This window comes from Psychrobacter glacincola, assembly GCF_904846075.1.
GTDB classification, from domain to species: Bacteria; Pseudomonadota; Gammaproteobacteria; order Pseudomonadales; family Moraxellaceae; genus Psychrobacter; species Psychrobacter glacincola_C.
Genome location: NZ_CAJGZH010000002.1, coordinates 103,133 through 128,123 on the forward strand (window position 1 = coordinate 103,133; position 24,991 = coordinate 128,123).

22 protein-coding genes are annotated in these 24,991 nt (G+C 43.0%); 11 read left to right on the forward strand and 11 right to left on the reverse strand.

Going from position 1 to position 24,991, the window contains the following annotated elements:
* The first annotated feature begins 29 nt into the window (after positions 1–29).
* The 3 genes from JMW85_RS06610 to JMW85_RS06620 all read left to right on the forward strand — a co-directional run bounded on the left by JMW85_RS06610 (position 30) and on the right by JMW85_RS06620 (position 3,614).
* Entirely contained in the window at positions 30–824 is a 795-nt protein-coding gene (locus JMW85_RS06610; protein WP_087815234.1) for a HesA/MoeB/ThiF family protein, read from the forward strand.
* Between the two features lie 86 nt (positions 825–910).
* Positions 911–2,263: an ABC1 kinase family protein gene (locus tag JMW85_RS06615; RefSeq protein WP_087815235.1), complete on the forward strand. Its 1,353-nt coding sequence runs from the start codon at positions 911–913 to the stop codon at positions 2,261–2,263.
* Between the two features lie 94 nt (positions 2,264–2,357).
* On the forward strand, positions 2,358–3,614 hold the full coding sequence (locus JMW85_RS06620) for a YbfB/YjiJ family MFS transporter (RefSeq protein WP_087815236.1): 1,257 nt from the start codon (positions 2,358–2,360) through the stop codon (positions 3,612–3,614).
* Here JMW85_RS06620 and JMW85_RS06625 read toward each other — a convergent pair.
* Complete coding sequence (locus tag JMW85_RS06625) at positions 3,611–4,099, reverse strand: Lrp/AsnC family transcriptional regulator (RefSeq protein ID WP_087815237.1); 489 nt, start codon at positions 4,097–4,099, stop codon at positions 3,611–3,613. The genes JMW85_RS06620 and JMW85_RS06625 overlap by 4 nt on opposite strands.
* Before the next feature lie 217 nt (positions 4,100–4,316).
* Between JMW85_RS06625 and leuA the strand changes: the two genes are divergently transcribed.
* Together leuA and JMW85_RS06635 are read left to right on the forward strand one after the other, a co-directional pair.
* Positions 4,317–6,101 carry a 2-isopropylmalate synthase gene (gene leuA / locus JMW85_RS06630; RefSeq protein ID WP_087815238.1) on the forward strand — a complete coding sequence of 595 codons (1,785 nt, stop codon included), beginning with the start codon at positions 4,317–4,319 and terminating at the stop codon, positions 6,099–6,101.
* Positions 6,102–6,360: 259 nt separating this feature from the next.
* On the forward strand, positions 6,361–6,981 hold the full coding sequence (locus JMW85_RS06635) for a hypothetical protein (RefSeq protein ID WP_087815239.1): 621 nt from the start codon (positions 6,361–6,363) through the stop codon (positions 6,979–6,981).
* A 112-nt stretch (positions 6,982–7,093) separates the two neighbouring features.
* Here JMW85_RS06635 and accC read toward each other — a convergent pair whose 3' ends face one another.
* From accC to JMW85_RS06660, 5 genes are all read right to left on the reverse strand, one after another.
* On the reverse strand, positions 7,094–8,455 hold the full coding sequence (accC, locus tag JMW85_RS06640) for an acetyl-CoA carboxylase biotin carboxylase subunit (RefSeq protein ID WP_060490945.1): 1,362 nt from the start codon (positions 8,453–8,455) through the stop codon (positions 7,094–7,096).
* A 154-nt stretch (positions 8,456–8,609) separates the two neighbouring features.
* Positions 8,610–9,038: an acetyl-CoA carboxylase biotin carboxyl carrier protein gene (accB, locus tag JMW85_RS06645; RefSeq protein ID WP_045447773.1), complete on the reverse strand. Its 429-nt coding sequence runs from the start codon at positions 9,036–9,038 to the stop codon at positions 8,610–8,612.
* A 250-nt stretch (positions 9,039–9,288) separates the two neighbouring features.
* Positions 9,289–10,656 carry an MATE family efflux transporter gene (locus tag JMW85_RS06650; protein ID WP_055124142.1) on the reverse strand — a complete coding sequence of 456 codons (1,368 nt, stop codon included), beginning with the start codon at positions 10,654–10,656 and terminating at the stop codon, positions 9,289–9,291.
* A 461-nt stretch (positions 10,657–11,117) separates the two neighbouring features.
* Complete coding sequence (locus JMW85_RS06655) at positions 11,118–12,158, reverse strand: hypothetical protein (RefSeq protein WP_087815240.1); 1,041 nt, start codon at positions 12,156–12,158, stop codon at positions 11,118–11,120.
* Between the two features lie 148 nt (positions 12,159–12,306).
* A complete protein-coding gene (locus tag JMW85_RS06660) occupies positions 12,307–12,801 on the reverse strand; it encodes an EVE domain-containing protein (RefSeq protein WP_087815241.1) in 495 nt (164 codons plus the stop codon).
* A gap of 276 nt (positions 12,802–13,077) precedes the next feature.
* Here JMW85_RS06660 and hemW point away from each other — a divergent pair, with 276 nt between their 5' ends.
* Positions 13,078–14,376 carry a radical SAM family heme chaperone HemW gene (hemW, locus tag JMW85_RS06665; protein WP_201501370.1) on the forward strand — a complete coding sequence of 433 codons (1,299 nt, stop codon included), beginning with the start codon at positions 13,078–13,080 and terminating at the stop codon, positions 14,374–14,376.
* Positions 14,377–14,490: 114 nt separating this feature from the next.
* Here hemW and JMW85_RS06670 read toward each other — a convergent pair whose 3' ends face one another.
* Positions 14,491–14,631 (reverse strand): entericidin A/B family lipoprotein, encoded by a 141-nt coding sequence (locus tag JMW85_RS06670; RefSeq protein WP_045447789.1) that lies wholly within the window; start codon positions 14,629–14,631, stop codon positions 14,491–14,493.
* 302 nt (positions 14,632–14,933) lie between these two features.
* On the opposite strand from JMW85_RS06670, the gene JMW85_RS06675 reads away from it, so the two are divergent.
* The gene (locus tag JMW85_RS06675) at positions 14,934–15,506 is read left to right on the forward strand and encodes a tRNA (cytidine(34)-2'-O)-methyltransferase (protein WP_201501369.1); all 573 of its coding nucleotides are present in this window, start codon (positions 14,934–14,936) and stop codon (positions 15,504–15,506) included.
* Positions 15,507–15,598: 92 nt separating this feature from the next.
* Here JMW85_RS06675 and JMW85_RS06680 read toward each other — a convergent pair whose 3' ends face one another.
* The 4 genes from JMW85_RS06680 to tusD form a co-directional block, all read right to left on the reverse strand.
* On the reverse strand, positions 15,599–15,970 hold the full coding sequence (locus JMW85_RS06680) for a TusE/DsrC/DsvC family sulfur relay protein (protein ID WP_374220448.1): 372 nt from the start codon (positions 15,968–15,970) through the stop codon (positions 15,599–15,601).
* Between the two features lie 13 nt (positions 15,971–15,983).
* Entirely contained in the window at positions 15,984–16,340 is a 357-nt protein-coding gene (locus JMW85_RS06685; protein WP_201581267.1) for a hypothetical protein, read from the reverse strand.
* Positions 16,341–16,454: 114 nt separating this feature from the next.
* Positions 16,455–16,778 (reverse strand): hypothetical protein, encoded by a 324-nt coding sequence (locus JMW85_RS06690; RefSeq protein WP_201553732.1) that lies wholly within the window; start codon positions 16,776–16,778, stop codon positions 16,455–16,457.
* 71 nt (positions 16,779–16,849) lie between these two features.
* Positions 16,850–17,281: a sulfurtransferase complex subunit TusD gene (gene tusD, locus JMW85_RS06695; RefSeq protein WP_201501367.1), complete on the reverse strand. Its 432-nt coding sequence runs from the start codon at positions 17,279–17,281 to the stop codon at positions 16,850–16,852.
* Between the two features lie 216 nt (positions 17,282–17,497).
* Between tusD and glnE the strand changes: the two genes are divergently transcribed.
* The 4 genes from glnE to pseC all read left to right on the forward strand — a co-directional run bounded on the left by glnE (position 17,498) and on the right by pseC (position 24,942).
* Positions 17,498–20,377: a bifunctional [glutamate--ammonia ligase]-adenylyl-L-tyrosine phosphorylase/[glutamate--ammonia-ligase] adenylyltransferase gene (gene glnE / locus JMW85_RS06700; protein WP_087815249.1), complete on the forward strand. Its 2,880-nt coding sequence runs from the start codon at positions 17,498–17,500 to the stop codon at positions 20,375–20,377.
* Between the two features lie 283 nt (positions 20,378–20,660).
* Positions 20,661–21,590, forward strand: a complete 930-nt coding sequence (locus JMW85_RS06705; protein ID WP_201501366.1) for a branched-chain amino acid transaminase — start codon at positions 20,661–20,663, stop codon at positions 21,588–21,590.
* Between the two features lie 1,189 nt (positions 21,591–22,779).
* Complete coding sequence (gene pseB / locus JMW85_RS06710; protein WP_201581268.1) at positions 22,780–23,778, forward strand: UDP-N-acetylglucosamine 4,6-dehydratase (inverting); 999 nt, start codon at positions 22,780–22,782, stop codon at positions 23,776–23,778.
* Positions 23,779–24,942, forward strand: coding sequence for a UDP-4-amino-4,6-dideoxy-N-acetyl-beta-L-altrosamine transaminase (gene pseC, locus JMW85_RS06715; protein WP_201581269.1), 1,164 nt, complete (start codon positions 23,779–23,781; stop codon positions 24,940–24,942). It abuts the gene before it with no gap.
* Positions 24,943–24,991: the final 49 nt, after the last annotated feature.

Consider the following 24,991-nt stretch of genomic DNA (forward strand, 5'->3'; position numbering starts at 1 on the left):
TTTTTAATAATAGGTTATTGGTAATAAATATGGCGCACACATCAGATGAAGGGCAGTTGTTGGATGAAGAGCTGCTGCGTTATGCAAGGCAGATATTATTAGACGGTTGGGATATTGACGCTCAACTACGCTTAAAATCAGCTCGGGTGGTTATGATAGGGGCAGGCGGGCTTGGTTGTCCTGCTTCTGAGACGCTGGTGCGTGCAGGACTTGGGCAAATTCATCTGATAGATGATGACATTATTGAAGCCAGCAACTTGCAGCGCCAAACGCTGTTTTTACCTGAGGATATCGGTCAAACTAAGGCGCTAACAGCGGCGCACATGTTAGAGCGTATTAACCCTTTCATTACCGCTCGCGGTACAGTTGCAAGATTGAGTGAAGATAATGCTTATGAATTGCTCGATATGGCGACAGGCAAGCCTGATTTGCTTTTAGATTGCACCGATAATTTTGCTACGCGTGATGTCATCAATCGTATTAGCGTGCACTATAAAATCCCGCTATTATCTGCCTCAGCGATTGCGATGCAAGGTCAGTTAGCCTTATATGAGCCGCAACTAAACACTGGTTGTTATCATTGCGTGTTTGGTTCGGTAGTACTTGATGCAGCGGCTGATGAGCGTACGTGTGCCAACTCAGGTGTGCTAGCGAGTACCACTGCTATCATGGGTAATTTGCAAGCGAATGCTGCCCTGCAGTATTTGGGATTAACCAAAAATCCACTGACAAATAAGCTATTAGTATGGGATGGTAGCCAGATGCAGCAACGGCTGATGGGCTATCGCCAAGATGCCGCGTGTCCTGTCTGTAGTAGTCATTAGTGATTGTTCATTAGTGGTTGTGTTGCTTGTTATTATTTATGATCGCCTATTCTCAAAAACCTTCCTTATGACCATAGTTGTTTTTTATGAAAATTCATCGTCCGCATTTATTAAAGCATACCTTCAATGTCATGAACCGTGTTCGCCAAACAGCCAGCGTGGCAGGTTTATCTGCGCTGAGAGTGGCAAAAGGTGAAAAGCCTGATGCCACATTATTAAAAGAAACGTTTGAGCAATTGGGCACGACTTATATCAAGATTGGTCAGTTTATCGCCAGTACGCCGTCACTGTTTCCACGTGAATATGTAAAAGCTTTTCAGAGCTGTTTGGATCAAACCACGCCATTATCTTATGCTTATATTGAGCAGGTATTGAAAGAAGAGTTGGCCGTTGATGGCATGACGCTTGATGATAAGTTCGCCCATATCGACTCAAAGCCACTAGCATCAGCTTCTATTGCGCAAGTGCATGCGGCACGGTTGCATAATGGCGATGAAGTCGTATTAAAGGTGCAAAAGCCTGACGTCGAGACCATTATGCAAACGGATTTGGGCGTATTGCATGGGGTGACTAAGTTACTTGAGATTCTGATGCCGTCGATGAAGTTTGCCAGTATTGCGCCGATTATCGATGAGATTCGCCTGCGCATGCTTGCCGAGACAGACTTTATCGCTGAGGCACAAAACATCCGCGATTTTCAGCAGTTCTTAGCCGTATCAGGTAATACGCGCGTGGTAGCACCCAACGTATATGAAGAGCTGACTACCAAGCGTGTACTAACCATGAGCCGCTTGTACGGCGTATCTATGGTCGATGAGTCGCTCATGCGTCAGTATTGTGCTGATCCTGCGCAAGTCATGGCGGATACCTTAAATACGTGGTTTGCCAGTCTCATGCTGTGCAACAGTTTTCATGCTGACCTGCATGCGGGCAATTTGATGCTATTAACCGATGGTCGTATTGGCTTCTTGGATTTTGGTATTGTCGGTAAGCTAAAAGCTGAGAGTTGGCGTGCATGCATGGGTATGATGCAAGCCATGCAGGACAGTGACTATCAAGCGATGGCGCGCCATATGATTGATATGGAAATGACCCATGGTGGCAATAAAGTCGATGTAGTGGCGTTGGGTAATGATTTGCAGCGTATGATGAAGACTATTATGGCGGAGGACAAATCCTTTACCAGTGGTGTGCCTTTTAATAGTAAAGAGCAAGCCGATGAGTTAAATAAAATGATGCTTGAGATTGTAGAAGTCGGTAAGCGTCATGGTATTCATTTCCCACGTGACTTTGCTTTATTGACCAAACAGATGCTATATTTTGACCGCTTTATGCGTACACTTGCGCCTGATATGGATATGTTTAGTGATCAACGCGTACAAATGCTAGGACACACAGAAACAAATGTGACCATGCCGCCAACAGTAAACGTATCGTAGTTTTCGCTTGTATGTTTGATTATTAATCCGCCGCTGCTCTTGAATGCTCTAACACAAAGGATTGTGTGCTAATTGCCGCAAAAATGGCTCTGTCATGATGACTGCTCTCAAAAGCCGTGCTTTTCCTCATATTACTAATGAAGCTGCCATTGCCTGTATCGGTATGTACTGCATGGCAGTCGTCATGGGCTATGGGCGTTTTTTGTTTACTGCCACCTTGCCCGATATTATGGTGCAACTGTCGATTTCAACGACGATTGCAGGCTGGCTTGCCTCTATCAATTACATCGGTTATTTTATCGGTGCCCTCATCGCCATGTTTGTGCCTCAGCGCTCGACGTGGCAAGCGCTGACACTGTGGGCAATGATAAGTGTCGTCACAACGATGCTACTTGTCGTACCTGATATGTCATTAACTGTATGGTATCTCATTCGTCTAATCGCAGGTATTGCAAGCGGGGTAGCGATGATTTTAAGCTCATCGTTTGTGATTCAAAGCTTAAGTCCTGAACGCCGTTCTGTACTGTCGGCAGTACACTACGCAGGTATTGGTGTGGGCATCAGTGCCTCTGCCATACTGACGTGGTGGTTGTTAGTATTAGGCTATCATTTTGATGTCATTTGGTTGGTAGCAGGCTTTACAAGCTTACCTCTGGTATGGCTACTCTATGCGGTAAAACCAAGACAAGCACACGGTTCCGACTTGCTGCGGACTGATCCTACACAGCACGTGTCAGTGCATCAAACCTATTTGAGCTTTAAGCGCGCTTTGTATGAGGCCATTGCTGGTCATCGTAAGGCTATTGCTTTGCTGTCAGCGAGCTATGTACTGGCGGGCTTTGGTTATATTACCTCTGCGACTTTTTTGCCAGTCATGGCAGCACAGCGCCTCACGACGCAGACGTATGCTGGATTGCTCATTTGGCTAGTCGTTGGTGTGTTTGCGATGTTATCAAATCCACTGTGGGGCGCACTTGCCAAGCGAATTGGTGAAATTAAAACGTTAATAGGCTTAACGATATTACAAGCATTTGGGATGTGCCTGCCCATATGGTTCGACGGCGCTATTGGTTTGTACGGCAATGCTGCTATTTTAGGTTTGACCTTTGTGGGGATGGTGTCGATGACGCTCACTTTGATTAAAAACATCAATCCTGATTACTCAAATTTGCTGATAGGATTGGCAACTTTGGCTTATGCATTGGGTCAGTTTTTGGGACCATTGGTGACGGTAGCATTGGCAGGGCAGGACGACAATTTCAATGCAGGGTTACTCGTTGCCGCCGCTGGATTGATGGTTGGACTGGTGCTATTGCTATTGTTTCGTCGACAGCCACCGACTACTATTTAAACCACACTACGATTAAATATTTCTCGCAACTCAAAACTGGTATGTACTTGAGCGACACCTTCGATACGATTGAGCCTATGTAATAAAAACTCCTCATAATGTGCCATATCGCGTACCCTTACCTTGATAAGGTAGTCTTCTGTACGACCCGTGACAATGCTACAGCTAATGACTTCATCAAAGCTCTGAATCTTATGCTCAAATTGTTCAAAGCGCTCAGCCGTATGGCGATCCATGCTAATCGCGATAAAGACGGCGAGCGGGTAGCCAAGTTTTTGCGCATCTGTTTTGGTGTGATAACCCGTGATAATACCAGCATCTTCTAAGCGTTTAATACGGCGTGCACAAGGCGTGGCTGACAGGTTGACGCGTTCGGCAAGCTCGGTGATACTCATACGTGCCTGAGTTTGCAATACGCGCAAGAGCTGTCGATCGATCTCATCAATATCGGCTAAATGTGGACTATCCAGATGACTGTTTGGCATGACCTGTTGCTTTATTAGTGAATTCAGCTAATTATACTGAGTAAATTGTATTTTTTCACTAAAATAGTGTCATATATTATCAAAGAAAGCTGATTTCTATTGCATAAACTCTGATATTATTATGGTATAAACATTGGTTATCTCGTATGATAAACATGAATCTAATCACCAGCCGTCCAGCTAAAACATAAATTCCCATATCATCTAAGGATTGATTATGTCTGACCAAGCCAAACGCACTGTAGCCTCAACGACTGCAAAGATTACACCCAAAAATGCCGCTTTTGATTATAAAAAGTATCGTCCATTTGCTTTTGCGCCATCGCTGTCAGATCGTACTTGGCCGAGCAAAACGATTGAAAAGTCACCAATCTGGACAAGTGTAGATCTGCGTGATGGCAACCAAGCACTGATTGATCCGATGACGATCGAACAAAAAATGCGTTTTTTTAAAACGTTGGTTGAGGTTGGTTTTAAAGAGATTGAAATTGGTTTTCCATCAGCGGCGCAGGTTGAGTTTGATTTTGCTCGTAAACTTATCGAAGAAAATCACGTCCCGGATGATGTGACTTTGCAGGTATTGGTGCAGGCTCGTGAGCATTTGATCGCCCGTACGTTTGAGTCATTGAAAGGCGCGAAGCGTGCGATTGTCCATGTTTATAATTCAACCTGCCGTATCCAACGTGAAAAGGTCTACGGTAAAGACAAAGCTGAGATTAAAGAAATTGCTGTTACTGGTGCTAAATTATTGGTTGAATATGCGGCTAAATACCCAGAAACAGAGTGGGTATTCCAGTATTCACCAGAGAGCTTTAGTCAAACAGAAACTGAATATGCCGTAGAAGTCTGTGATGCGGTCTGTGAAGTATGGCAGCCACAAAATGGGCAGGAAGTTATTTTAAACTTGCCAGCGACGGTTGAAGCGTCTATGCCCAATGTTTTTGCCGACCAAGTCGAGTATTTCTGCCGTCATCTTGCCCAGCGTGAGCATGTCATTATCAGCTTGCATACGCATAATGACCGTGGCTGCGCGGTTGCAGCAGCAGAGCTTGGGGTATTAGCGGGTGCCGATCGTATCGAAGGTACGCTATTGGGTAATGGTGAGCGTACGGGTAATATGGATATCATGGTCATGGCGATGAACTTGTTTAGTCAAGGTATCGATCCAGAGCTTGATTTTAGTAATATGAGCGAAATTGTACAAGTGGTCAGCGAATGTAACAATTTGCCCTTACATCCGCGTCATCCATATGTCGGCGAATTGGTCTTTACGGCCTTTAGCGGCTCACATCAAGATGCCATCAAAAAATCTCTCGATTATAACGAAAAGCATCAAAACGAGACGGATAACGTTTGGGATGTGGCTTACTTGCCAATTGATCCGGCACATATCGGTCGTAGTTATCAGGATGTGGTACGTATCAATAGCCAGTCTGGAAAAGGCGGTGTGGCTTATATCTTGCAGCGCAACTATGGCTTTAATTTGCCGCGCTGGATGCAAATTGACTTCAGCCGCGTGGTACAGAAGCAAGCTGAATCAGCTGCTCGCGAATTGCAGAATGATGAAATCTTACAAACCTTTGAAGACACGTATCTACAGCAAGGCAGTTTTGAGCTATTAGATTATACGGTCAATAATAAAGGCGGTGAAGTCTACTTTACTGGTCAAGTACAAATGAATGGGGACATCATTAATATTGATGGCACTGGTAATGGTCCATTATCATCGTTTATTGACGGCCTTGCCCAGCACACTGGTAAATCGATACATGTCATCAACTACGCTGAGCATGCGATTAATCCGCAGCACAATAGCGGTGATGGCATCGATGATGATACCAATAATGACAACAAAACTAATGCGAATGCGGCGGCTTATATCCAACTAAATGTAGATGGTGAGGTTTATTCTGGCATTGGCACTTGCAGCAGTACTGTATCAGCGATGCTTAAAGGCGCATTGTCAGCGTTTGCTCAAGCAGTTATTACTGCCACTGCTTAATTTTTTTATGATCGTCTTAATAACTTGTAGCTATAACGCTGTCGCTTCTTGTCTTTGGCAAGTAAAGCGATGGCGTTATTTTTTGCATGAAAAACGACAGTCTATATGCAGAAAGTAGACATTTATGACTATCGCCTATCTTGCAGTTGGCTAAAGCATCGCGACTAATAGCATAATGTTACTTGTGTTTTTGATGTCTAAGACTTACGCTAATGTGCATAACTCATATTATTATATTATTATAAACAAAAGGTTAATTATGGAACCTATCTCACTTGCTTCATTTTCATTGGCTGCTATTTTGGCGTCATTGCCAGTAAATGGCGAAGTGGTCACTAAACCGACTATTACCACTCATATCAGCCCAGCTATCGCGGGACAATGGGAAATCGACTTAGACAGTAGTATCACGATGACCAAAGAAGCCAAAGCCAGACAAGCTGTAGCAAAAGAGCTGAAACAGACAAAAAGTGATGAGCCAGAAGTGACTGCTGGCACAGAAGGCGGTGTCCTTGTGCAAAGTGAAAAGCGCGTCCTTAATATTAAGCCCAATACCAACAACCAGTTAACGGCTTCTGCCAAAAAAGCAAACCAGTGCCGCGAGCTATACAATTTTGCGGCCGATAATGAGATGTGGGCAGTGAGTGGCAAAGAGTGGACATATGGTCGTTACCTAATCACGCACCGCGAAGAAGGGCTGCCCATTATTGCGCTAAAAACAGTCTATGACAACAATGAGGTAGATTGTTCAGGTAACCAAATCGACCAAACTGACGAAGCGTTGATTGCGTTTTTAAACCACGATGGCAACCAAATGCAATGGTGTGCGGATCCTGATGGTAATGAATGCTTTATGAATTTTAATAGAGTGTTGCCATAGCACTTTATCGTTAATCATAAGACTTAAGACCATTTTTTCTACAATAAAAACATAAAAACCGCTATCTAAATAGATAGCGGTTTTTTTATGTTTAACAATAAATCAAAGTAGGTTATACATCCGCCTTCTTTTTATTGCCAGTTAGAAGCTCTCTTTCAAGGTAATGAATATTTTGTGCTTCGTGAATAAAATTGTCATCTGCCAAAATGACATCGCGATGCAGCGGGATATTGGTTTTAATACCTTCAATCACCAATTCATCGAGTGCATGCAGCGTCTTAGAGACGGCTTGCTGGCGCGTTTGACCATGGCAGATAAGCTTGCCAATCAATGAGTCATAATAGCTTGGAATCTCGTAGCCCGGGTAGAGGTGCGAGTCAAAGCGTACACCAGCACCACTGGGGGCAAATAACTGAGTGACTGTACCAGGACAAGGCATAAAGGTGGCTGGATCTTCAGCATTGATACGACATTCAATGGCATGACCTTGAATCTCAATCTCGCTTTGACGATAAGACAAACCGTAGCCTGCTGCGATTTTTAGCTGCTCGACGACCACGTCGATGCCAGTAATCATCTCAGTTACCGGATGCTCAACTTGCACACGAGTATTCATCTCAATAAAAAAGTATTCATTATTTTCAAATAAAAACTCAAAAGTACCAGCACCGCGATATTTCACCAACTCACATGCTTTGACGCAAGCGTCTAAGATTGGCTGACGTACATCATCAGGGATATCAGGCGCAGGGGCTTCTTCTAATACTTTTTGGTGGCGACGTTGCAATGAACAATCTCGATCGTATAAGTGAATGGCATTACCATTACCATCGCCAAGCACTTGTATCTCTACGTGGCGCGGATTTTGTAGGTAGCGTTCCATATACACGGTATCATCACCAAACCACAGTTCAGCTTCTTGCTTAGCAGCCTGTACTTGACCAATGACTTCTTCGAAGCGCTCAACCACGCGCATACCGCGACCGCCGCCGCCAGAAGCGGCTTTAATCAATAACGGAAAGCCGATATGGCGTGCTTGCTCTTCAGCATTATGCAACGTTACCGCGCCCACTGAACCAGGGACGGTCGGTACGCCCGCTTTTTTCATTGCATTAATGGCAGAGACTTTATTGCCCATTAATCGAATATGGTCAGCATTAGGACCAACGAAAGTGAGACCTGCTTCTTCGACGCGTTCAGCGAATTCAGCATTTTCAGCCAAAAAACCATAACCCGGATGGATAGCGTCGGCACCAGTGATTTCAGCTGCGGTTAAAATAGTATTGATATCAAGATAGCTTTGATTGGCATTGGGTTTGCCAATACAGATTGCCTCATCAACAAAGCGCAGGTGCATCAAGTTTGCATCAGCTGTGGAGTAGACACCGACGGTCTCTATGCCAAGGGCTTTGCAGGCTCGAACGATACGTAGGGCAATCTCACCTCTATTGGCGATGAGCAGTTTTTTTATCATGGGGTCATCCTTGTCGAAGCGGCGGTCATTGATAGAGTCGTTATTTTAGGCACCATTAAATCGAGCTACGATAAAGATAAAATAACTCAAGCTAAAATGCCAAATGATAACGAAATCTCTATCATAATGAGGTAAAGGTTGGTAAACAGTGTCGTTAAGCTCTATAGCGTATGACGGGTTGACCAAACTGTACCACTTCGGAGTTATCGACTAAGATTTCGTCAACGACACCACTTTGCGTTGCCTCAAGAGGATTCATAATTTTCATGGCTTCGATGATGCCCAATGTGTCACCAGCTTGTACCTTTTGTCCGACCTTTACGAATGGTGGATCATTAGGGCTAGGAGCTGAGTAATAAACACCAACCATCGGCGATGTCTCAACACTACCCGCTTTTACCGCTGGCTTTGCTTCAGCAGTGATAGGGGCAATGCCAGCAGCAGGTGCGGCCATCATGGTCGGTGCAGGCGCATCATAGTGACGAGTTAAGCTGATGTGTTCATCATCTGAGCTGATTTCTAAATTAACCAGTTCACTTTCTTCCATGAGGGCGATTAGGGTGCGTATTTTTTCAATATCCATAGTTTTAATTTTGCCTTCTACTAATTTCAAGAAATAGTGTAACTAAATATTGTGTAGGTAATTGCTAATGATACCTATATTCATGGCAATGAGCAATCGATGTACAGTTGTTAACTGAGTTTTTTTACATATTATGACGTAAGCATTTCTTACGAGTAAGAAATGCTTAATGGTTTATCATAGTCTATGTGACCATGTAGCGCTAGTCATGGTTAGTAGATACTGCATTTACATCAGTATAGCTGATGCATTAACCCCACATCGCCGTCAGACGCTTTTGTTGGTAGCGCAGGCGTAGGGTGAGTAGAATAGAGGATAAGAATAAACCTGTGATTAATGCCATCCAAAACCCTTGTGCGCCTATATCGGTGAAGCGAACCAAATAAACACCGAGTGGCAATGCCACCAGCCAGTAACAGAACAACGTGACCCACATTGGGATCGTGGTGTCTTGCATGCCGCGCAATATACCAGCGACGTTGACTTGCCAGCCATCGAACAGCTGATAACCAAGGGCAAAAATAAGTAAATGCATAGATTGCGTGATAACGGCTGGGTTATCAGAGAATGCGGCTGCCAATTGCGGCCTAAATAGCCAAATACCAATCATACAAGTGAGCGCAATCAATACTGTCCAGATAAGACCAGTGGCTTGCACTTGACGTAACGCCATGAGGTTTTTTTCGCCAAAACGATTGGATACCATGATTGTCAGTGCCATAGCGACCGATATCGGAATCATAAACAGCTGGGAAGTCACCGCTAATGCCACCTGATGCGATGCGGTTGCTAGCTCACCTAATGGACTGATAACAAGAGCGCCCAAGCTGAACAAACTGGCTTCAAAAAAGATAGAGATACCAATCGGAATACCAAGTTTAAGGAGCTTTTTAATCTGTGCACGATTAGGACTGGCAAAGGCATAAAAGAAGCGCGTGCTGGCAAACTGCTGTCGCTTAGTAAAGCTGGTATAAGCCGCCAGTAATAAAACATTTATCCATAACACAATGGCTGTTGCGACCCCGCAGCCTGCGCCGCCCATTTCGGGCATGCCAAACAGACCGTGGATAAATATATAGTTAAGGGGAATATCGGCAAGTAGCCCGATAATACTAATCACTGTCACCGGCTCAGGTCGCCCAAGTGCTTCGCAATAACTGCGTAGCACCGCATAGACAGCCAGTGCGGGAAAACCAAACGACACGCCATGCAAATACTGCGTTGCTATCGGTTGGATGTTTTCAGGCACACCCATGACCCCAAGTACATTGGGTGCTAAATTAACGATGATAAAGCCCATAATACCAATGACACTGGCGGTCCATAAAGACTGCTGCGTGATATGCGGTACTTGATGGTGCTTATTTTGACCAATCGCCTCACCAATAAGAGGGGTGGTGGCGATTAAAATACCAGTGGCTAATAAAAACAGCGGCAGCCAAATACCAGAGCCAACGGCGACGGCAGCCAAATCAAGCGCGGAGACTTGACCTGCCATGATAGCATCGACCACACCAAGTGCTGCTTGGCAAAACTGAGTAATTAAAATAGGAAGCGCGAGCACGCCTAAGCGTAAGCTGTAGCTTTTAAAATCTCTAAAAGATAATGGGAAAACCATAGTGAGCAACTTTTTATTCTTTGCGGTAATTATGATAGATGAGCAAATATTGCCATCAACAAAACAATAGCGAGACGGTCATACCATAACCAAAAATTTGAGCAGAAAAGCAAATGAGAATGAGGACACGCCCTAAGCAAGTTTAACCAAGCCAATCCAGTTTTTTGGCTGGATGTAAAAGGGGGAGTCGTGCCGACGATAATACTCCGATAAATAATATGAGCAAGCCTATATAGACAGAGTATGCAAAAAAAGTCAGGCACAAAAATAAAAATAACCCGTCAATCCAAGCAGTGGATTGACAGGTCATAAATAAATAGAATGGTAAAGAAGCCACGCTATGATGTCAACGCTTTAAAAGCGTTGTATCGATCTTAAAAACTGACTGTGAAAGGTAATCGATTCAAGAGAGTGAGCACTTGAAGATAACCATTCTAACTTATAGGCACATCAGCAGGCATTTATAGGGACTCAGGCAAATCTTGCACCACCGCTTGATAGCCAATCAAGGTATTATTGGCATCAAATGCTTGCACGACAATCACGTAATTGGTGAACATGGCTGGAATGACAGGGGTAAACTGCGTTTCAAGATTACTTAATATCACATTCTGCACATAGCCGTTGGCACCAGACTCGGCTTTGTTGACATCAATTTGGCTAACCAGTAAATACTTGGTATTGGCAGGATTTTGCCAAGTGACGGTCTTTTGACTGCCATTACCGATGACATCAAGAGTCATTTTGCCCAGACTATAATCAAGTGGGTACGTCTTAAAATTAGAGCGATCGCTGATGGTGTAAGTGACGCTGCAATTTTTTTCGCTACTGGTTAGCTTTTTACCGCCGAGGCCATCCTGATACTCAAAGCTACCTCTCCAAGGTGATCCTGCTTCTTTTTCCTCAAAGCTCCCCGCAAAGGTGGTTAATAAGTTTGGTGTTTCTATGCCCAAATCATTGACATATTTAATGTCTAAAAACGCTAACGTATCGAGACTGCCTGTTATTTTACCCGCGATATAGTTGTCAACCTTAATGGCTGAGTTGATACCCAAAGTGTTATTTTCTTGGCAGGCTTGCTGCTGATAACTAACGCTACCATCGACGCTGCCAGCGCCATCTTTGCTGATGTCAAAGTAAACAGCACCGATATCGATATCGTCGTTGTCACCATCTTCAATCTCAATAAAGTGTCCGACATATAAACCGCCGCGACCGCCTTCTGGGGTTATTTTGTCCAAGAAATTATCGAGTGATTCTTCTGGTAAAAATACTGACTCCAGAATCTCGGCCATGGATTTTTCATCATCGCTCAGCTTATCTTCGACTTCTTTATACTTCTCTTTGACCTTGTCTTCCACACGATCATATTCATCTTTCACCTGATCTTCTATTCGGTCATATTCCTCTTTGACCTTGTCCCCGTCACTGCCACAGGCGCTAAGGGTCAGACTTAATATACTGACGGTTAATACAGATAATAGTAGTTTGGGTGCGCTCATAAGCGGGTCCTGATAATGGAGATAAAGGTGTGATAAAGAAGGTCGAGAAATGAATTGTTGAGCATAAATCGCAAATATAGCAAATTTTTTGCAGGCAGCGCATCAATAAGTGTTCGTTGATAACACTAAAAACCTTACTCAATCGTTACTATCTCACCACTGGTTGCTCAGATAGTAGATGAAGGGTTTCTGCCATATCCATAATGGCGTACCAGTGTTTGGCGTCTAGTGGAATTACGGTAAGTTGCTCACAGCCTTTTCTCATTAATAGTGAATCCTCAAGTGCGGGTAAAAATTTAAGGGCTGATAGTGGTAGAATATCAGTAAATGCTTGCTCAAAAGTGACATCTACCATATACCAGCGTGGCTCATCTTCGGTGGCAATAGGATCGTAATGACGGTGCTCAGGATGGAACTGGCAAGGGTCAGGGTAGCCTGCTTTGCTTACCATCATGATGCCAGCGACGCCAGACGGCTTAGCGCTAGAGTGATAAAAGAATACCTTGTCGCCGACCTGCATCTCATCACGCATGAAGTTACGAGCGCGGTAATTGCGCACACCATCCCAACTGTCTGTCTCTAGGCGTTGCAAATCATCAATACCAAAAAACTTGGGGTTGGACTTCATTAACCAATAAGCCATATCTTTATCCTATTTATCATTATCAGCCATTCATTATTTGCAATATCACTGTATGCAATGTCATTTAATACAATGTCATTTTATGCCATCATTCTTCACTATTTTGCCTATAAAAGTACTGGGTTAATATGGATATTTGTGACTGGTTTTGTTATTGATCGGCTTTTCTTTAAGATAGCCTTTTTTTTAATTACATTAGCCGTTATCCTAGCGCTACTTTCTGCTAGTGACAGCAGTCATCCATTTATGTAACCTTTTTTATAGATACCTTCGTTTATGTCAAATATTACACCTGCTCATTTTTCTGATAATCTCAGCATCTCTAATAATACTGCGAGTGGGATACAGGTAAGCGCCATTCCACTGGCGCTTTATATTCATATCCCGTGGTGTGTCAAAAAATGCCCTTATTGTGATTTTAATTCGCATGAGCTGCCGATGGATATGCAGCTATCTATGTATGACGAATATGTGGATGCGCTGCTGTCAGATGCCGCCATGCAGCAGTCGTTAACCCAAGCGCGTGAAATCAGTTCTATTTTTATCGGTGGTGGTACGCCTTCACTGCTACCCATTGCGCAATACCAGCGATTGTTTACTGGCTTACGCAACATTTTTAAGTTTGCTGATGGCATTGAAGTAACGATGGAAGCCAATCCGGGCACGCTTGAGCATGCGCCTTTTGCTCAATATTTAGAGGTGGGTATCAATCGTTTGTCGATAGGTGTACAAAGCTTTGCTGCTGATAAGCTCAAAACCCTTGGTCGCATACATGACCCTGCACAAGCATTGTCAGCGATTCGTGCAGCTCGCGTGGCTGGGTTTGAGCGAGTCAATGTCGATTTGATGCATGGGCTACCGCAGCAAATGATGAATGAGGCGCTGAACGATATCCAGATGGCGCATGATGCTGGGGCGACGCATATTTCTTGGTATCAATTAACGATTGAGCCCAATACCGTATTTTACCGTAGCCAGCCGATTTTACCAGATGAGGATAACTTGGCAGATATTGAGCAGGCAGGTCAAGCGTTGTTGCAGCAATTGGGCTACTGCAATTACGAAGTATCCGCGTGGGCAGGCGCGTCAGATAAGGCATGCCGTCACAATGTTAATTACTGGCAATTTGGTGACTACCTAGCGATTGGTGCGGGCGCGCATGGTAAAGTAACGATTGCTCATGAAGCATCAGCATTAACAGATAATGGCTTAAAGAATGACTTGCTAGCAGATTCTGGTATTTATCGTTTTAGTAAGTCACGACTGCCTAAAGATTATGTGGATTATCAAGATACCACTGATTCTTCTGTTAAACAAAACGCACCAAAAATGGTGGGTTGGCAGGAAATTGACAGTGATGAATTGGTCAGTGAGTTTATGCTGAATGCGCTACGTCTACATGATGGCGTCGCTTGGTCTATGTTTACTGCAAGGACAGGGCTTAGTGATGATGATATTGCTGTACAAGTGGTGCAATTGATTACTCAGGGATTACTAGTAGACAATACGGAGCGACTACAGCCAACGCTATTGGGTCAACGTTATCTCAATCAGATATTGCGAGCCTTCTTATAATTGGAGATATTCACGGTGTCTTTAATGTCAGTCTTTACTATCGAAAAATAAAGTTATAAAAAAAGGCTTATCACATAAATGATAAGCCTTTCAAATACGCAAAAAAATCAATACTTAGATTTTATTTTGTACGTCTTGTGCGCCGCCAGTAACAGCTTCGCCAGCGCTTGATACGTCTTGGCCCAAACCTTTAAAAGTGTTGCAACCAGTTAGAACAAACATAGCAGTTAAAGATGCGATGATTAATTTTTTCATAATAGAATCCTCAAAAATGGGTCGTTATAAATAATAACAGTGATGCTAAGCATTAGGCTTGAGCCTCACTGAGGGGTTATTGGATAAGATAATAATAGATAAATACTATCTCGATATCCGTTAGAGACATCATAGTGAAAGTTAAAAACTGTGCAAAGTATCAAAATGTAATTATTGGCAGTAAACTGTAACTTTTAATTACCTTTTGCTCAGAAATTCAAATAACCATCATTTTAGTAGAGTCTGTCCACGTTATCTCGGATCGACGATAATACGCAGATTTGACGACTTAAGGAGTCGATATGACCACCCATATTGTGTTGGTAGCGCCAAAAATGCCTAGTAACACGGGCAATATTATCCGCTTATGTGCCAATACGGGCGCGCAGCTACATTTGGTCAGGCCATTAGGGTTTGAGCTTGATGATAAAAAGCTGCGGCGTGCAGGTTTGGATTATCATGAATACGCGCACCTACAAGTACATGATGATTGGGCGACAGCAAAACTGGCGCTACAGGCAGCGGATTGTCATATTGTCACAGCATTGACCACCAAACTGAGCAAGCCTTTTTATGACTATGACTTTGGTGGGCAACAGATGGCTGCCGAATCTGATTGTGCCCTGATGCCTGAGCAGATACCTAATGTCGCCTTAGTATTTGGCTCTGAAACAGCAGGTCTGGCAGATGATATACGTGAAGATATCGGCGCTGATCACTGGTTGCGCTTGCCTATGCTGGCTGATTCACGCAGTTTAAACTTATCGAATAGTGTGGCGATATGTCTGTATGAGGTCTGGCGTCAGCAAGGCTTCACTGGTGATGAAGGTCGTAGTATCGGGTATGAGACGTTGACAGTGTACGATCCAAAATAGCCATGCATTTTTTACTGATTGCAGGCGATGATCCAACATTTAGGTATTCATCGCCATTCATAACACCTTATCAATCATATATGCCATATATCTTATAAGCAGTTGGGTGGTTTGGGCAGACCGGCAAGGCGATTGACATGGCGGGCAACCAAGCCAGTGTTGAATAACTGCTGTAGTTTCTGATTGCTGATATCATGCTCTGGCAAGGTTTTCTGTAACCATTTAATCAGTGGGCGCGTGGCTGGTGCGTGATTAAACTGAGTAAAAAATGCCCGTACCTGTTGTAAAATTTGTAAATGCTCAGTTTCTAGATGCACCTCTAGAGTGTCGGCCAATTGCTGAGCGACATCAGGGGTCCAGATATTATGGTCACATAAATGACCGTCTTGATCCAATTCAACGTTGATTGCCGCTGTTATATCATGATTGGTTATATCATGATTAATCGCATTATCGTTATTCATAGGGCGATGGTCACTACTTGTCAAACCCCGCATTATTAGCATCGGTATTATTAGCACTGGTATTACTAGCATTGGTATTCTGAGTTAGATTGACCCATTCTTCATCGGTTAACAGCCCACTCAACTTGGCTTCTAGATTGAGCTTAGCACTGGTATTGGTACTCAGCTGCGCCACATCATCGGCTAAGGCATAAATATTTGCGATGCCTTGTATTTCATTGTCACTCAAATACGCATCAAGCCAACTGATAAAAGCCACGGTGCTACCAAGCAAGAGAATACTGTCACCGGTGCGCCATGTCCGTGACATCTCATCGACACTGCGCCTGAGCATATCCATTGTGCTGTGTATTTGATATAAAGTTGCCATAACAGTGTCCGATTTTTTGCTAGATTTAGGATAAGGCGTGTCCTCATTCTCATCTCTATTTTTAAAATGAGGACATGGCCTAGTATTTAAAGTATTACAAATAAAATTGCGAGGCTAAAAGCGTAGTATTTGCTCAAAGTCTGAAGCGTTCACCACTTCAGGTATCAATGTCAATTGTGAAGCCAAATCAATAGGTAGCATACCTGTTACCCACCCGCTAAAAACATCGTCAGGTAGCCAAGCGGCTGGCATGTCATATAGCTCAAGCGACTGAATCATGCCATGCAAACGCGACGCAGGCTGCATCAACAAGCCAAAAACAGGCGCATCCAAATACAGCTGTACTTCATGACCAAAGGTCGCTAGCGTTAATGCAAGCGCACAGCCTTCATAACTCGCCATTTCAGTCGGCGTGAGCAGCTGAACTAATAATTTCATGGTTAATTCCTAATCTAATTGGTCGCTGACAGTTATTATCATAAGATGTAATCTGTCTGCACGGCAAGTCATCAAAACTGCATCAAACGACAGTCGCCTTGCATCATCATCGCCAGCTCACTCAGTCCGATCAGTGAAAAGCCAGTGGCAAGGTTGTCACCATTAAGTTGATGGCGTTTGCTGTTATCCGTGTCGCTAATGCCGCGACTGAGTGCAGTACTGACACAGACAGGCAGCGCTAACTGGAACTGCTCAGCGAGCGTTTGCCACTCTTTGGTCAAATTAATTTGATCCGCCGACTGCCAGCGTAGATCATTGGCAGTATTAGCCGCATCGCCATAAAAAAATACGTTTAAGGTGATATTATCTAAGGTGGCATTGTCATTGGTATCTTTACTATTGGCGGCATTTTTGAGATAAGCGCGTGCATAACGTAGCGCTAAATGGGCAAGTGGGTGGCTAGGATCAGCAGTAATCAGAAGCAATGGGGTCATGGTTGTCATAAGAGCTCTTTTCAATCATCTGCGCTAAAGTTGTTTATGCTACCATAAAGCGCTCAAAAGCAAATAGGGTCACTGTCATTAAACGTAGTTTTATATTAAATACCGACATATTGCGTATCGTTAGTTGATGCTGTGACTACTTCGTAAGAAAAAACGATAAACTTATGCGCTAAGTTCACGTAGTCTTATCACTCTATGCAAGGAGTTATGTTCCCTATGTCATCCGCTATGCCTTCACGTGCGACCCATGGTACAGATTGTCAGTATACAACCGAACAGCTGCAAATATTGCAGACGGCAAGCGAGTTCGCTTATCAGATTTGGGAGAGTCGAACGGTTTCATGCCAAACGTTTTTACGTAGCTACCCGTTAGATCGAACCTTAACTCGGCAGCAAATCGATGATTTGATTCAAGATTATACGTTAGATGATAATTACCAACTTGCTGATGAAGTGAAGGTAATGAGTGGCCTGCGTCATCTACGTACACTGCTGATGATGCGCTGGATTTGGCAAGATGCCTTACAACTGATAGCACTTGAGCAATTGACCGACGAGCTGTCTGAGTTTGCAGACGGCTGTATCTCATTTGCCAAAGATTATACCTACCAGCATTTGATTAAACAGTACGGCGAACCAACGTTTGTCAATGCCAAAGGTAACGTGCAAATTGATGACATGGCGATTATGGCGATGGGTAAGCTTGGCGCTCATGAGCTGAATCTATCGAGTGATATAGACCTTATCTTTGTCCATCAGGCTCGTGGTGTAACCAGCGGTGATAAATCAAAAGGCACGCGCAGCATAGATAATAAGCGGTTTATGACAAGGCTTGGTCAAGGTATTATTAAATTATTGGATCAAAAGACGGCTGATGGCTTTGTTTTTCGGGTCGATATGCGTCTGCGCCCTTGGGGTGATGGTAGTGATTTGGCCATTCATCTATCTGCATTACAGAAGTACTTCTCTCAACATGGACGTGCATGGGAGCGTTTTGCATGGCTAAAAGCGCGAGTAGTCGGGCAGCTAGAACAGCCGTTTTATGATGAGATACAAGCGCTCATCAAGCCCTTTGTTTTCCGTTATTACGTGGATTACAGTGCTTTTTCAGCGCTCAGGGAGATGAAATCGCTTATTCAAAACCAAGTCGCTCAGCGGGAAGATTTGGATAACATCAAGCTGGGTGCTGGTGGTATCAGAGACATTGAATTTATTGTGCAGGCCTTTCAGTTGATTTATGGTGGCAGGCATCCTCAATTACAGGTGAAATCTTGTTTACAAGCAATGCAGGTATTACATAAGCTTGAGTATCTAGAGAGGACTACTTATCAAGAGCTCCAAGCCGCGTATCGTTTTTTACGTCGGCTTGAACACGCCATTCAAGCGATTAATGATCAACAGACTCAGCGTTTGCCACATGATCCGCAGTGGCAGTATAACTTGGCGGTTACCCTTGGGTTTGACGATTGGAATGCACTGTTAGATACCCTTAACCACCACCGAGACAATGTCAATGTTCCCTTTGAGCGTATGGTGACCGAACGTCAGGTACCGGATCATGAAGACACAGATCTTGAGCCCGAACATCTTGATGAACAGATTGCACGATTGAATGATGTGTTAACGGCAGAAAACCGAGTGCTGTTACAAGATTTTTGGCAGTCAAAGATGGTCGCTAACTTAAGCGATGAGGCTCGCGAGCGGTTGGATGACGCTTATCCTGTAATTATCCATGCGTTACTCGCTCATCAAGAGCAGCAGCAATTGGCCAATACCGCTTTGCCGCGTCTCATTACATTGCTCGAAGCGATTTGTCGTCGTTCTATCTATTTGGTGATGATTGCAGAAAACCCCAATGCAACGATTGAACTGATACCCATGCTGTCGGCCAGTCCTTGGATTGCCAAAGAGTTGGCACATTATCCTGTGCTCTTAGATACTTTTTTACAGCAGCGCTATCGCCACTTGCCGGACAAGCCAGAGTTGCGTGATATTTTGCGTCAACAGCTATTGCGCGTAGAGCCTAATGACGAAGAAGAGCTGCTCAGCGTATTAAGATTATTTAAGAAGAACCAAGTGTTGGCGGTCGCCGCCAGTGATGTATTGGCTGAGCGTCCGATTATGAAGGTGTCGGATTCTCTTACATATATCGCAGCGGTGGTACTAGAAGCCGCATTAGAACGGGCTTTTGCAGAAATTGTCAAACGCTACGGCTATCCTATTGGTCAAGATGGCGATCCGGTGACCGAGGCAGATTGCGGTTTTGCCATCATTGGTTATGGCAAGCTTGGCGGGCTAGAGCTGTCTTATTCTTCAGATTTGGATTTGGTGTTTTTACATAAGATAAAAGAGCAGGGCATGACCACGGGTGAAAAATCAGTCAGCGGTATGAAGTTTGCTGCCCGTTTGGTACAAAAGCTGATGAACTATCTCAATACCCAAACTCGAGATGGCCGCGCTTATGAGATTGATATGCGTCTGCGCCCCTCAGGTAATGCTGGCATGATGGTGGTGTCTTGTCATGCTTTTGAAACCTATCAGCTAGAAAAGGCATGGTCGTGGGAGCATCAAGCCTTGGTACGGGCGCGAGCGATTTGCGGTGATAAACGAGTGACGGCACGCTTTTGTGATATTCGCCGAGACGTATTATCATTACCGCGCACGATAGAGCAGGTGCGTACAGAAGTCACCAGTATGCGTATTAAGATGCAAAAACATCTGGGCACCAGTCAATGGCAACAACAAGCAGGTAAGTTTCATCTTAAACAAGATGCAGGCGGGATCATTGACATTGAATTCTTAGCGCAATTTGCAGTATTGGCTTATTCGCATGAGCATCCGAGCCTGACCAAATGGAGCGACAACGTTCGTATTTTTGAAGAAGTGGCATCACTGGGTATTTGGGAGGAGCAAGTCTGCCAAGATTTAACGGATGCCTACCTCAGAATTCGTGCTGCTACTCATCAATTGGCACTATCAGAGCAATCGCTATTGGTGGATGAGTCACTGTGGAAAGAAACACGAGCATTAGTACAAGCGCAATGGCAACATTTGATGGGTGTTAATTTGGCCGATGGCGATTCGCCTAATTTTTAAGAAGGTTTTTGCTTATAAATAATAGCCTGTGATACTCAAACTAAAAGATTTCATTTGCTAGCACCGCCAGTGATATAATCGGCGACACATTACGATAAATCTGTCAGTTGTTGGTTATTTCTAAGTAAGGATAACACTATATTTTAGCAATAAAATTTGACGCTGCGGTGTTATCATATGATGTTGATAAATACGATTAAACAAAACCTCTAGTCGAAGCATTTATACGTGCGTCGACTATACCTAAAAAAATAGCCGTTAGTGCTAACATAAGGATTATAAAATGAATATGGCAACACAAGATGGCAAGCTTTGGATGAATGGCACAATGATTGAGCAGCCAGATGCCAAAGTCCATGTGCTGACGCATAGCTTGCATTATGGCATGGCTGTGTTTGAAGGTGTGCGTGCTTACCAAACCGCTGATAATCGCACGGCTATTTTTCGTCTGAAAGAACACACAGAGCGTCTGTTAGGCTCTGCAAAAATATTTCAAATGAATGTACCGTTTGATGCAGCAACTCTGGAGCAGGCGCACAAAGATGTGGTCAAGCAAAACAACTTGGCAGAAGCCTATATTCGTCCGCTCATTTGGGTCGGTGCAGAAAAACTAGGCTTGTCTTCACGTGATAACAGCATCAATGCAATGGTTGCTGCTTGGCATTGGGGCGCTTATCTGGGTGAAGAGGGTATCAAAAATGGTATCCGTGTAAAAACCTCTTCATTTACTCATCATATGACCAATGTGACCATGTGTAAGGCAAAAGCCTCGAGCAACTATCCAGTGTCCATTATGGCCAACCAAGAAGTCACTCGTAATGGCTATGACGAAGCTATCTTGATGGATCCGCAGGGTTATGTCTGCCAAGGTGCAGGCGAAAACTTATTCTTAGTCAAAGACGGTGTGCTACATACGCCAGATTTAGCGGGCGGTGCACTTGACGGAATCACGCGTCGTACTATCATTCAATTTGCCGATGATCTAGGCATCAAAGTCGTTGAACGTCGTATCACTCGTGATGAGTTTTACTTGGCGGATGAGATATTCATGACGGGTACGGCGGCTGAAGTGACGCCTATCCGTGAATATGATGATCGTACTATCGGCAATGGTGGACGTGGACCTTTGACTGAAAAGCTACAAACCTTGTACTTTGATGTGGTGCATGGTCGCAATGAGCAGTATATGGATTGGTTAAGTTTTATTGATTAATATTTAAAATTATATTGTATGAGATAAAAAAAGCTAAGATTACTTGAGGTCTTAGCTTTTTTATGAACAATAGACCTGTTATAAGAGTCATAAGCTAAGATCGGATTTAACAATACGAGTGAAGAGATTTATTTTGAGGTCATAGCGCTAACGACGATTGCGATATTTATGGTTGACGATTTTAAAATTTTTGACTAAGCCTACTTTATATTCAACCATAATACAGGGTTTAGCTAGGTATGGATTGGCTTATTTGAGATGCTCTGATAGTCGCTATCAGCTAATAGTTTAATATCATTAAGAAGTCAGTCAGGGTAAATTGCCTTATACAGCCTAAATTTTTGGGCGGAATCTTTAATGATTTGAACATCTGATATATAGCCTATTTTCCAATAGGTGATCAATCGAGTTGTTAAGGTATACTATTTTTTCTGACAACTATACTAATCTCTTTAGTTTTTGTTTGAGCTCTGTAAGGATTTCTGCTACATCGACAACGATTAGTGTCCAATTGACATCATCATCGACTCTATATTAGGAAGGTTTTTGGGTAATTTAAAATTACTAGAGTTAACAATTATGTTTTTTACTCTGCGGCTAATCTAGCTAGGAAAAGACTCATGAATTCCGTAGTCTATATTGATGTGATAAAGCGTCTGGTATTCACACCAATAAGTAAAGGCCAGTAGTATTTGCTTTTGAACACTAAGTGCACTTGGCTTCTTTTATCTAGTCTTTTGTGCTTCAAACTGTTGGATCGCGTCCAACATTTAATGAAAGGTCGCTTTATGAGCACCGGTTTGGCGTAATATCCAACGTCATTGGGTTGTGTATAAACGATGCTGCTTGCTATTAAATACATATATAAAATTGCGAATTGGTATGTAATTATTACAAATACATACTTATTTCAAGCTTAAAAACACCATGTGGGATCGTGATAGGTAACATAAGCAGGAACGTATTGAAAAACTATTCAATATGCATGGTCACCGCATTCTTTGGCTGTCATCCTAGTCTTAATCCCATCGAGCAGAAGTGGGCGTAGGCTAATTTTCTATCCCAAGAGTGGTAGGCTATGAATTAAATAAACTATTTTGTGATATTGGATATATATTTTATATTGGGCTGACTATATTTATAGTGTCTTGGCTTTTAACTTTCAATATCTATTTTTTTGAGGAAAACTATGTTCACAGATAAAACCATTTTAATTACAGGTGGTACAGGCTCATTTGGAAATACATTCGTACCAATGACTTTAGCTAAATATAATCCAAAGAAAATAATAATTTTCTCACGTGATGAGATGAAACAGTGGGATATGGCCAAAAATTTTGAAAATGATGATAGGGTTCGTTTTTTCATCGGTGATGTTCGTGATAAAGAACGTTTATACCGCGCTTTAGATGATGTGGATTATGTAGTTCATGCTGCTGCAACCAAAATTGTTCCTACGGCTGAATACAATCCATTTGAATGCGTGAAAACGAATATTAACGGGGCAATGAATTTAATCGATGCTTGTATCGATAAGGGTGTTAAAGGGGTTGTTGCGCTATCTACTGATAAGGCCAGTAGCCCTATTAACTTATATGGTGCAACTAAGTTAGCTTCTGACAAGCTTTTCGTCGCAGGCAACTCATACTCTGGTCAGCATGGTACTAAGTTCTCAGTGGTGCGTTATGGTAATGTAATGGGCTCACGTGGTTCAGTAATTCCTTTCTTTATGTCTATAAAAGATAAAGGTGTACTGCCAATTACTGATAAACGTATGACTCGTTTTATGATTTCATTAGAAGATGGTGTTGAGCTGGTTTGGCATGCTTTCGAAGATATGATTGGAGGTGAAATCTATGTTAAGAAGATTCCATCAATGAAAATGATTGACTTAGCTCGCGTCGTCGCACCAGAAGCAAAGCAAGACGTTATAGGTATTCGTCCAGGTGAGAAGCTGCATGAGCAAATGATTAGTGCAGAAGACGCTTATTATACTTACGAGTATTTAGAGCACTTCAAAATATTGCCAACTATTAATGGATGGGCGACTGACCCTGCTCGTATCAAAGATGGTAAACGTGTTCCTGAAGGATTCGTTTATGCCAGTGACAATAATACTGAGTGGATGAGCGATGAACAACTTCAAGAATGGATAGAAACCAACCGTGAAAAAATCGGGAGCATCTAAATGATTCCTTATGGTCGCCAAGATATTAGCCAACAAGATATTGATGTAGTAGTCGAGGTATTAAAATCTGATTTTTTAACTCAGGGACCAAAAGTCTCAGCATTTGAAGAATCAGTAGTGGATGCTTGTAATGCAAAGTATGGCGTGGCAGTTAATAGCGCCACATCTGCACTACACATTGCTTGCCTAGCATTAGGTTTAGGTAAAGATGATTGGTTGTGGACAACGCCCAATACGTTTGTGGCCTCTGCCAATTGTGGTTTGTACTGTGGTGCCCAAGTGGACTTCATTGATATCGATCCTCATACCTACAATCTATGTGTTAAAGCATTGCAAGACAAGCTTATTATTGCAGAGAAAGAAGGTAAACTCCCTAAAGTCGTCGTTCCTGTACACTTTAGTGGTCAGCCTTGTGATATGGCCGCTATTTATGCTTTATCACAAATGTATGGGTTTAAAGTTATTGAAGATGCCTCTCACGGTATTGGTGGTAAGTATAAGGATGAACCTATTGGCAATTGTCAATACAGTGACATTACCGTATTTAGCTTCCATCCTGTAAAAATTATTACTACTGCTGAAGGTGGCATGGCGGTTACTAATGATCCTAAATTAGCAGAGCGGTTAAATCTTCTACGAAGTCATGGTATTACTCGTGATGAAAATTTGATGACTAAGCCGGCTGATGGTCCTTGGTATTATCAGCAAATGGAGCTTGGTTACAATTACCGTATGACGGATATGCAAGCTGCCCTAGGTGTTTCTCAAATGCAACGTCTAGATGAATATGTTGCTAAACGCCATGAGCTTGCTGAGCGTTATAATGAGTTACTTAAAGATTTGCCTATTACACTGCCTTGGCAGAGTGATGATAGCTACTCAGGTCTGCATTTATATGTGATTCGATTGCAGTTAGATAAAATATCTAAAACTCAGCTTGAAGTATTTAATGGTATGCGTGAAGCGGGTATCTTAGTGAACCTTCACTATATTCCCATACATCTACAACCTTATTATCAAGAGTTAGGTTTTGAAGCAGGACAGTTTCCTGAAGCTGAGCAGTATTATAAAGAAGCTATTAGCTTGCCTATGTTTCCAACATTATCATATGAACAGCAGCAAGAAGTAGTGGCGAATCTTAAGAAGCTGCTTTTAAAAAACTAAGAGACGTAAGCTCGTCTTAAGTAAGATTACATTTAATAATAAGAGATAT

Bases quoted from the DNA above. Each gene is read 5' to 3' on its own strand.
- JMW85_RS06680 (WP_374220448.1), bottom strand. From the start codon at position 15,970: ATGAATAACGATAATGCGATTAATCATGATATAACCAATCATGATATA.
- pseB (WP_201581268.1), top strand. From the start codon at position 22,780: ATGTTCACAGATAAAACCATTTTAATTACAGGTGGTACAGGCTCATTT.
- accC (WP_060490945.1), bottom strand. From the start codon at position 8,455: ATGATAAAAAAACTGCTCATCGCCAATAGAGGTGAGATTGCCCTACGT.
- JMW85_RS06675 (WP_201501369.1), top strand. From the start codon at position 14,934: ATGACCACCCATATTGTGTTGGTAGCGCCAAAAATGCCTAGTAACACG.
- JMW85_RS06615 (WP_087815235.1), top strand. From the start codon at position 911: ATGAAAATTCATCGTCCGCATTTATTAAAGCATACCTTCAATGTCATG.
- JMW85_RS06685 (WP_201581267.1), bottom strand. From the start codon at position 16,340: ATGGCAACTTTATATCAAATACACAGCACAATGGATATGCTCAGGCGC.
- JMW85_RS06610 (WP_087815234.1), top strand. From the start codon at position 30: ATGGCGCACACATCAGATGAAGGGCAGTTGTTGGATGAAGAGCTGCTG.
- glnE (WP_087815249.1), top strand. From the start codon at position 17,498: ATGTCATCCGCTATGCCTTCACGTGCGACCCATGGTACAGATTGTCAG.
- JMW85_RS06620 (WP_087815236.1), top strand. From the start codon at position 2,358: ATGATGACTGCTCTCAAAAGCCGTGCTTTTCCTCATATTACTAATGAA.
- hemW (WP_201501370.1), top strand. From the start codon at position 13,078: ATGTCAAATATTACACCTGCTCATTTTTCTGATAATCTCAGCATCTCT.
- JMW85_RS06635 (WP_087815239.1), top strand. From the start codon at position 6,361: ATGGAACCTATCTCACTTGCTTCATTTTCATTGGCTGCTATTTTGGCG.
- accB (WP_045447773.1), bottom strand. From the start codon at position 9,038: ATGGATATTGAAAAAATACGCACCCTAATCGCCCTCATGGAAGAAAGT.
- JMW85_RS06650 (WP_055124142.1), bottom strand. From the start codon at position 10,656: ATGGTTTTCCCATTATCTTTTAGAGATTTTAAAAGCTACAGCTTACGC.
- pseC (WP_201581269.1), top strand. From the start codon at position 23,779: ATGATTCCTTATGGTCGCCAAGATATTAGCCAACAAGATATTGATGTA.
- leuA (WP_087815238.1), top strand. From the start codon at position 4,317: ATGTCTGACCAAGCCAAACGCACTGTAGCCTCAACGACTGCAAAGATT.
- JMW85_RS06705 (WP_201501366.1), top strand. From the start codon at position 20,661: ATGAATATGGCAACACAAGATGGCAAGCTTTGGATGAATGGCACAATG.
- JMW85_RS06670 (WP_045447789.1), bottom strand. From the start codon at position 14,631: ATGAAAAAATTAATCATCGCATCTTTAACTGCTATGTTTGTTCTAACT.
- JMW85_RS06625 (WP_087815237.1), bottom strand. From the start codon at position 4,099: ATGCCAAACAGTCATCTGGATAGTCCACATTTAGCCGATATTGATGAG.
- JMW85_RS06660 (WP_087815241.1), bottom strand. From the start codon at position 12,801: ATGGCTTATTGGTTAATGAAGTCCAACCCCAAGTTTTTTGGTATTGAT.
- JMW85_RS06690 (WP_201553732.1), bottom strand. From the start codon at position 16,778: ATGAAATTATTAGTTCAGCTGCTCACGCCGACTGAAATGGCGAGTTAT.
- JMW85_RS06655 (WP_087815240.1), bottom strand. From the start codon at position 12,158: ATGAGCGCACCCAAACTACTATTATCTGTATTAACCGTCAGTATATTA.
- tusD (WP_201501367.1), bottom strand. From the start codon at position 17,281: ATGACAACCATGACCCCATTGCTTCTGATTACTGCTGATCCTAGCCAC.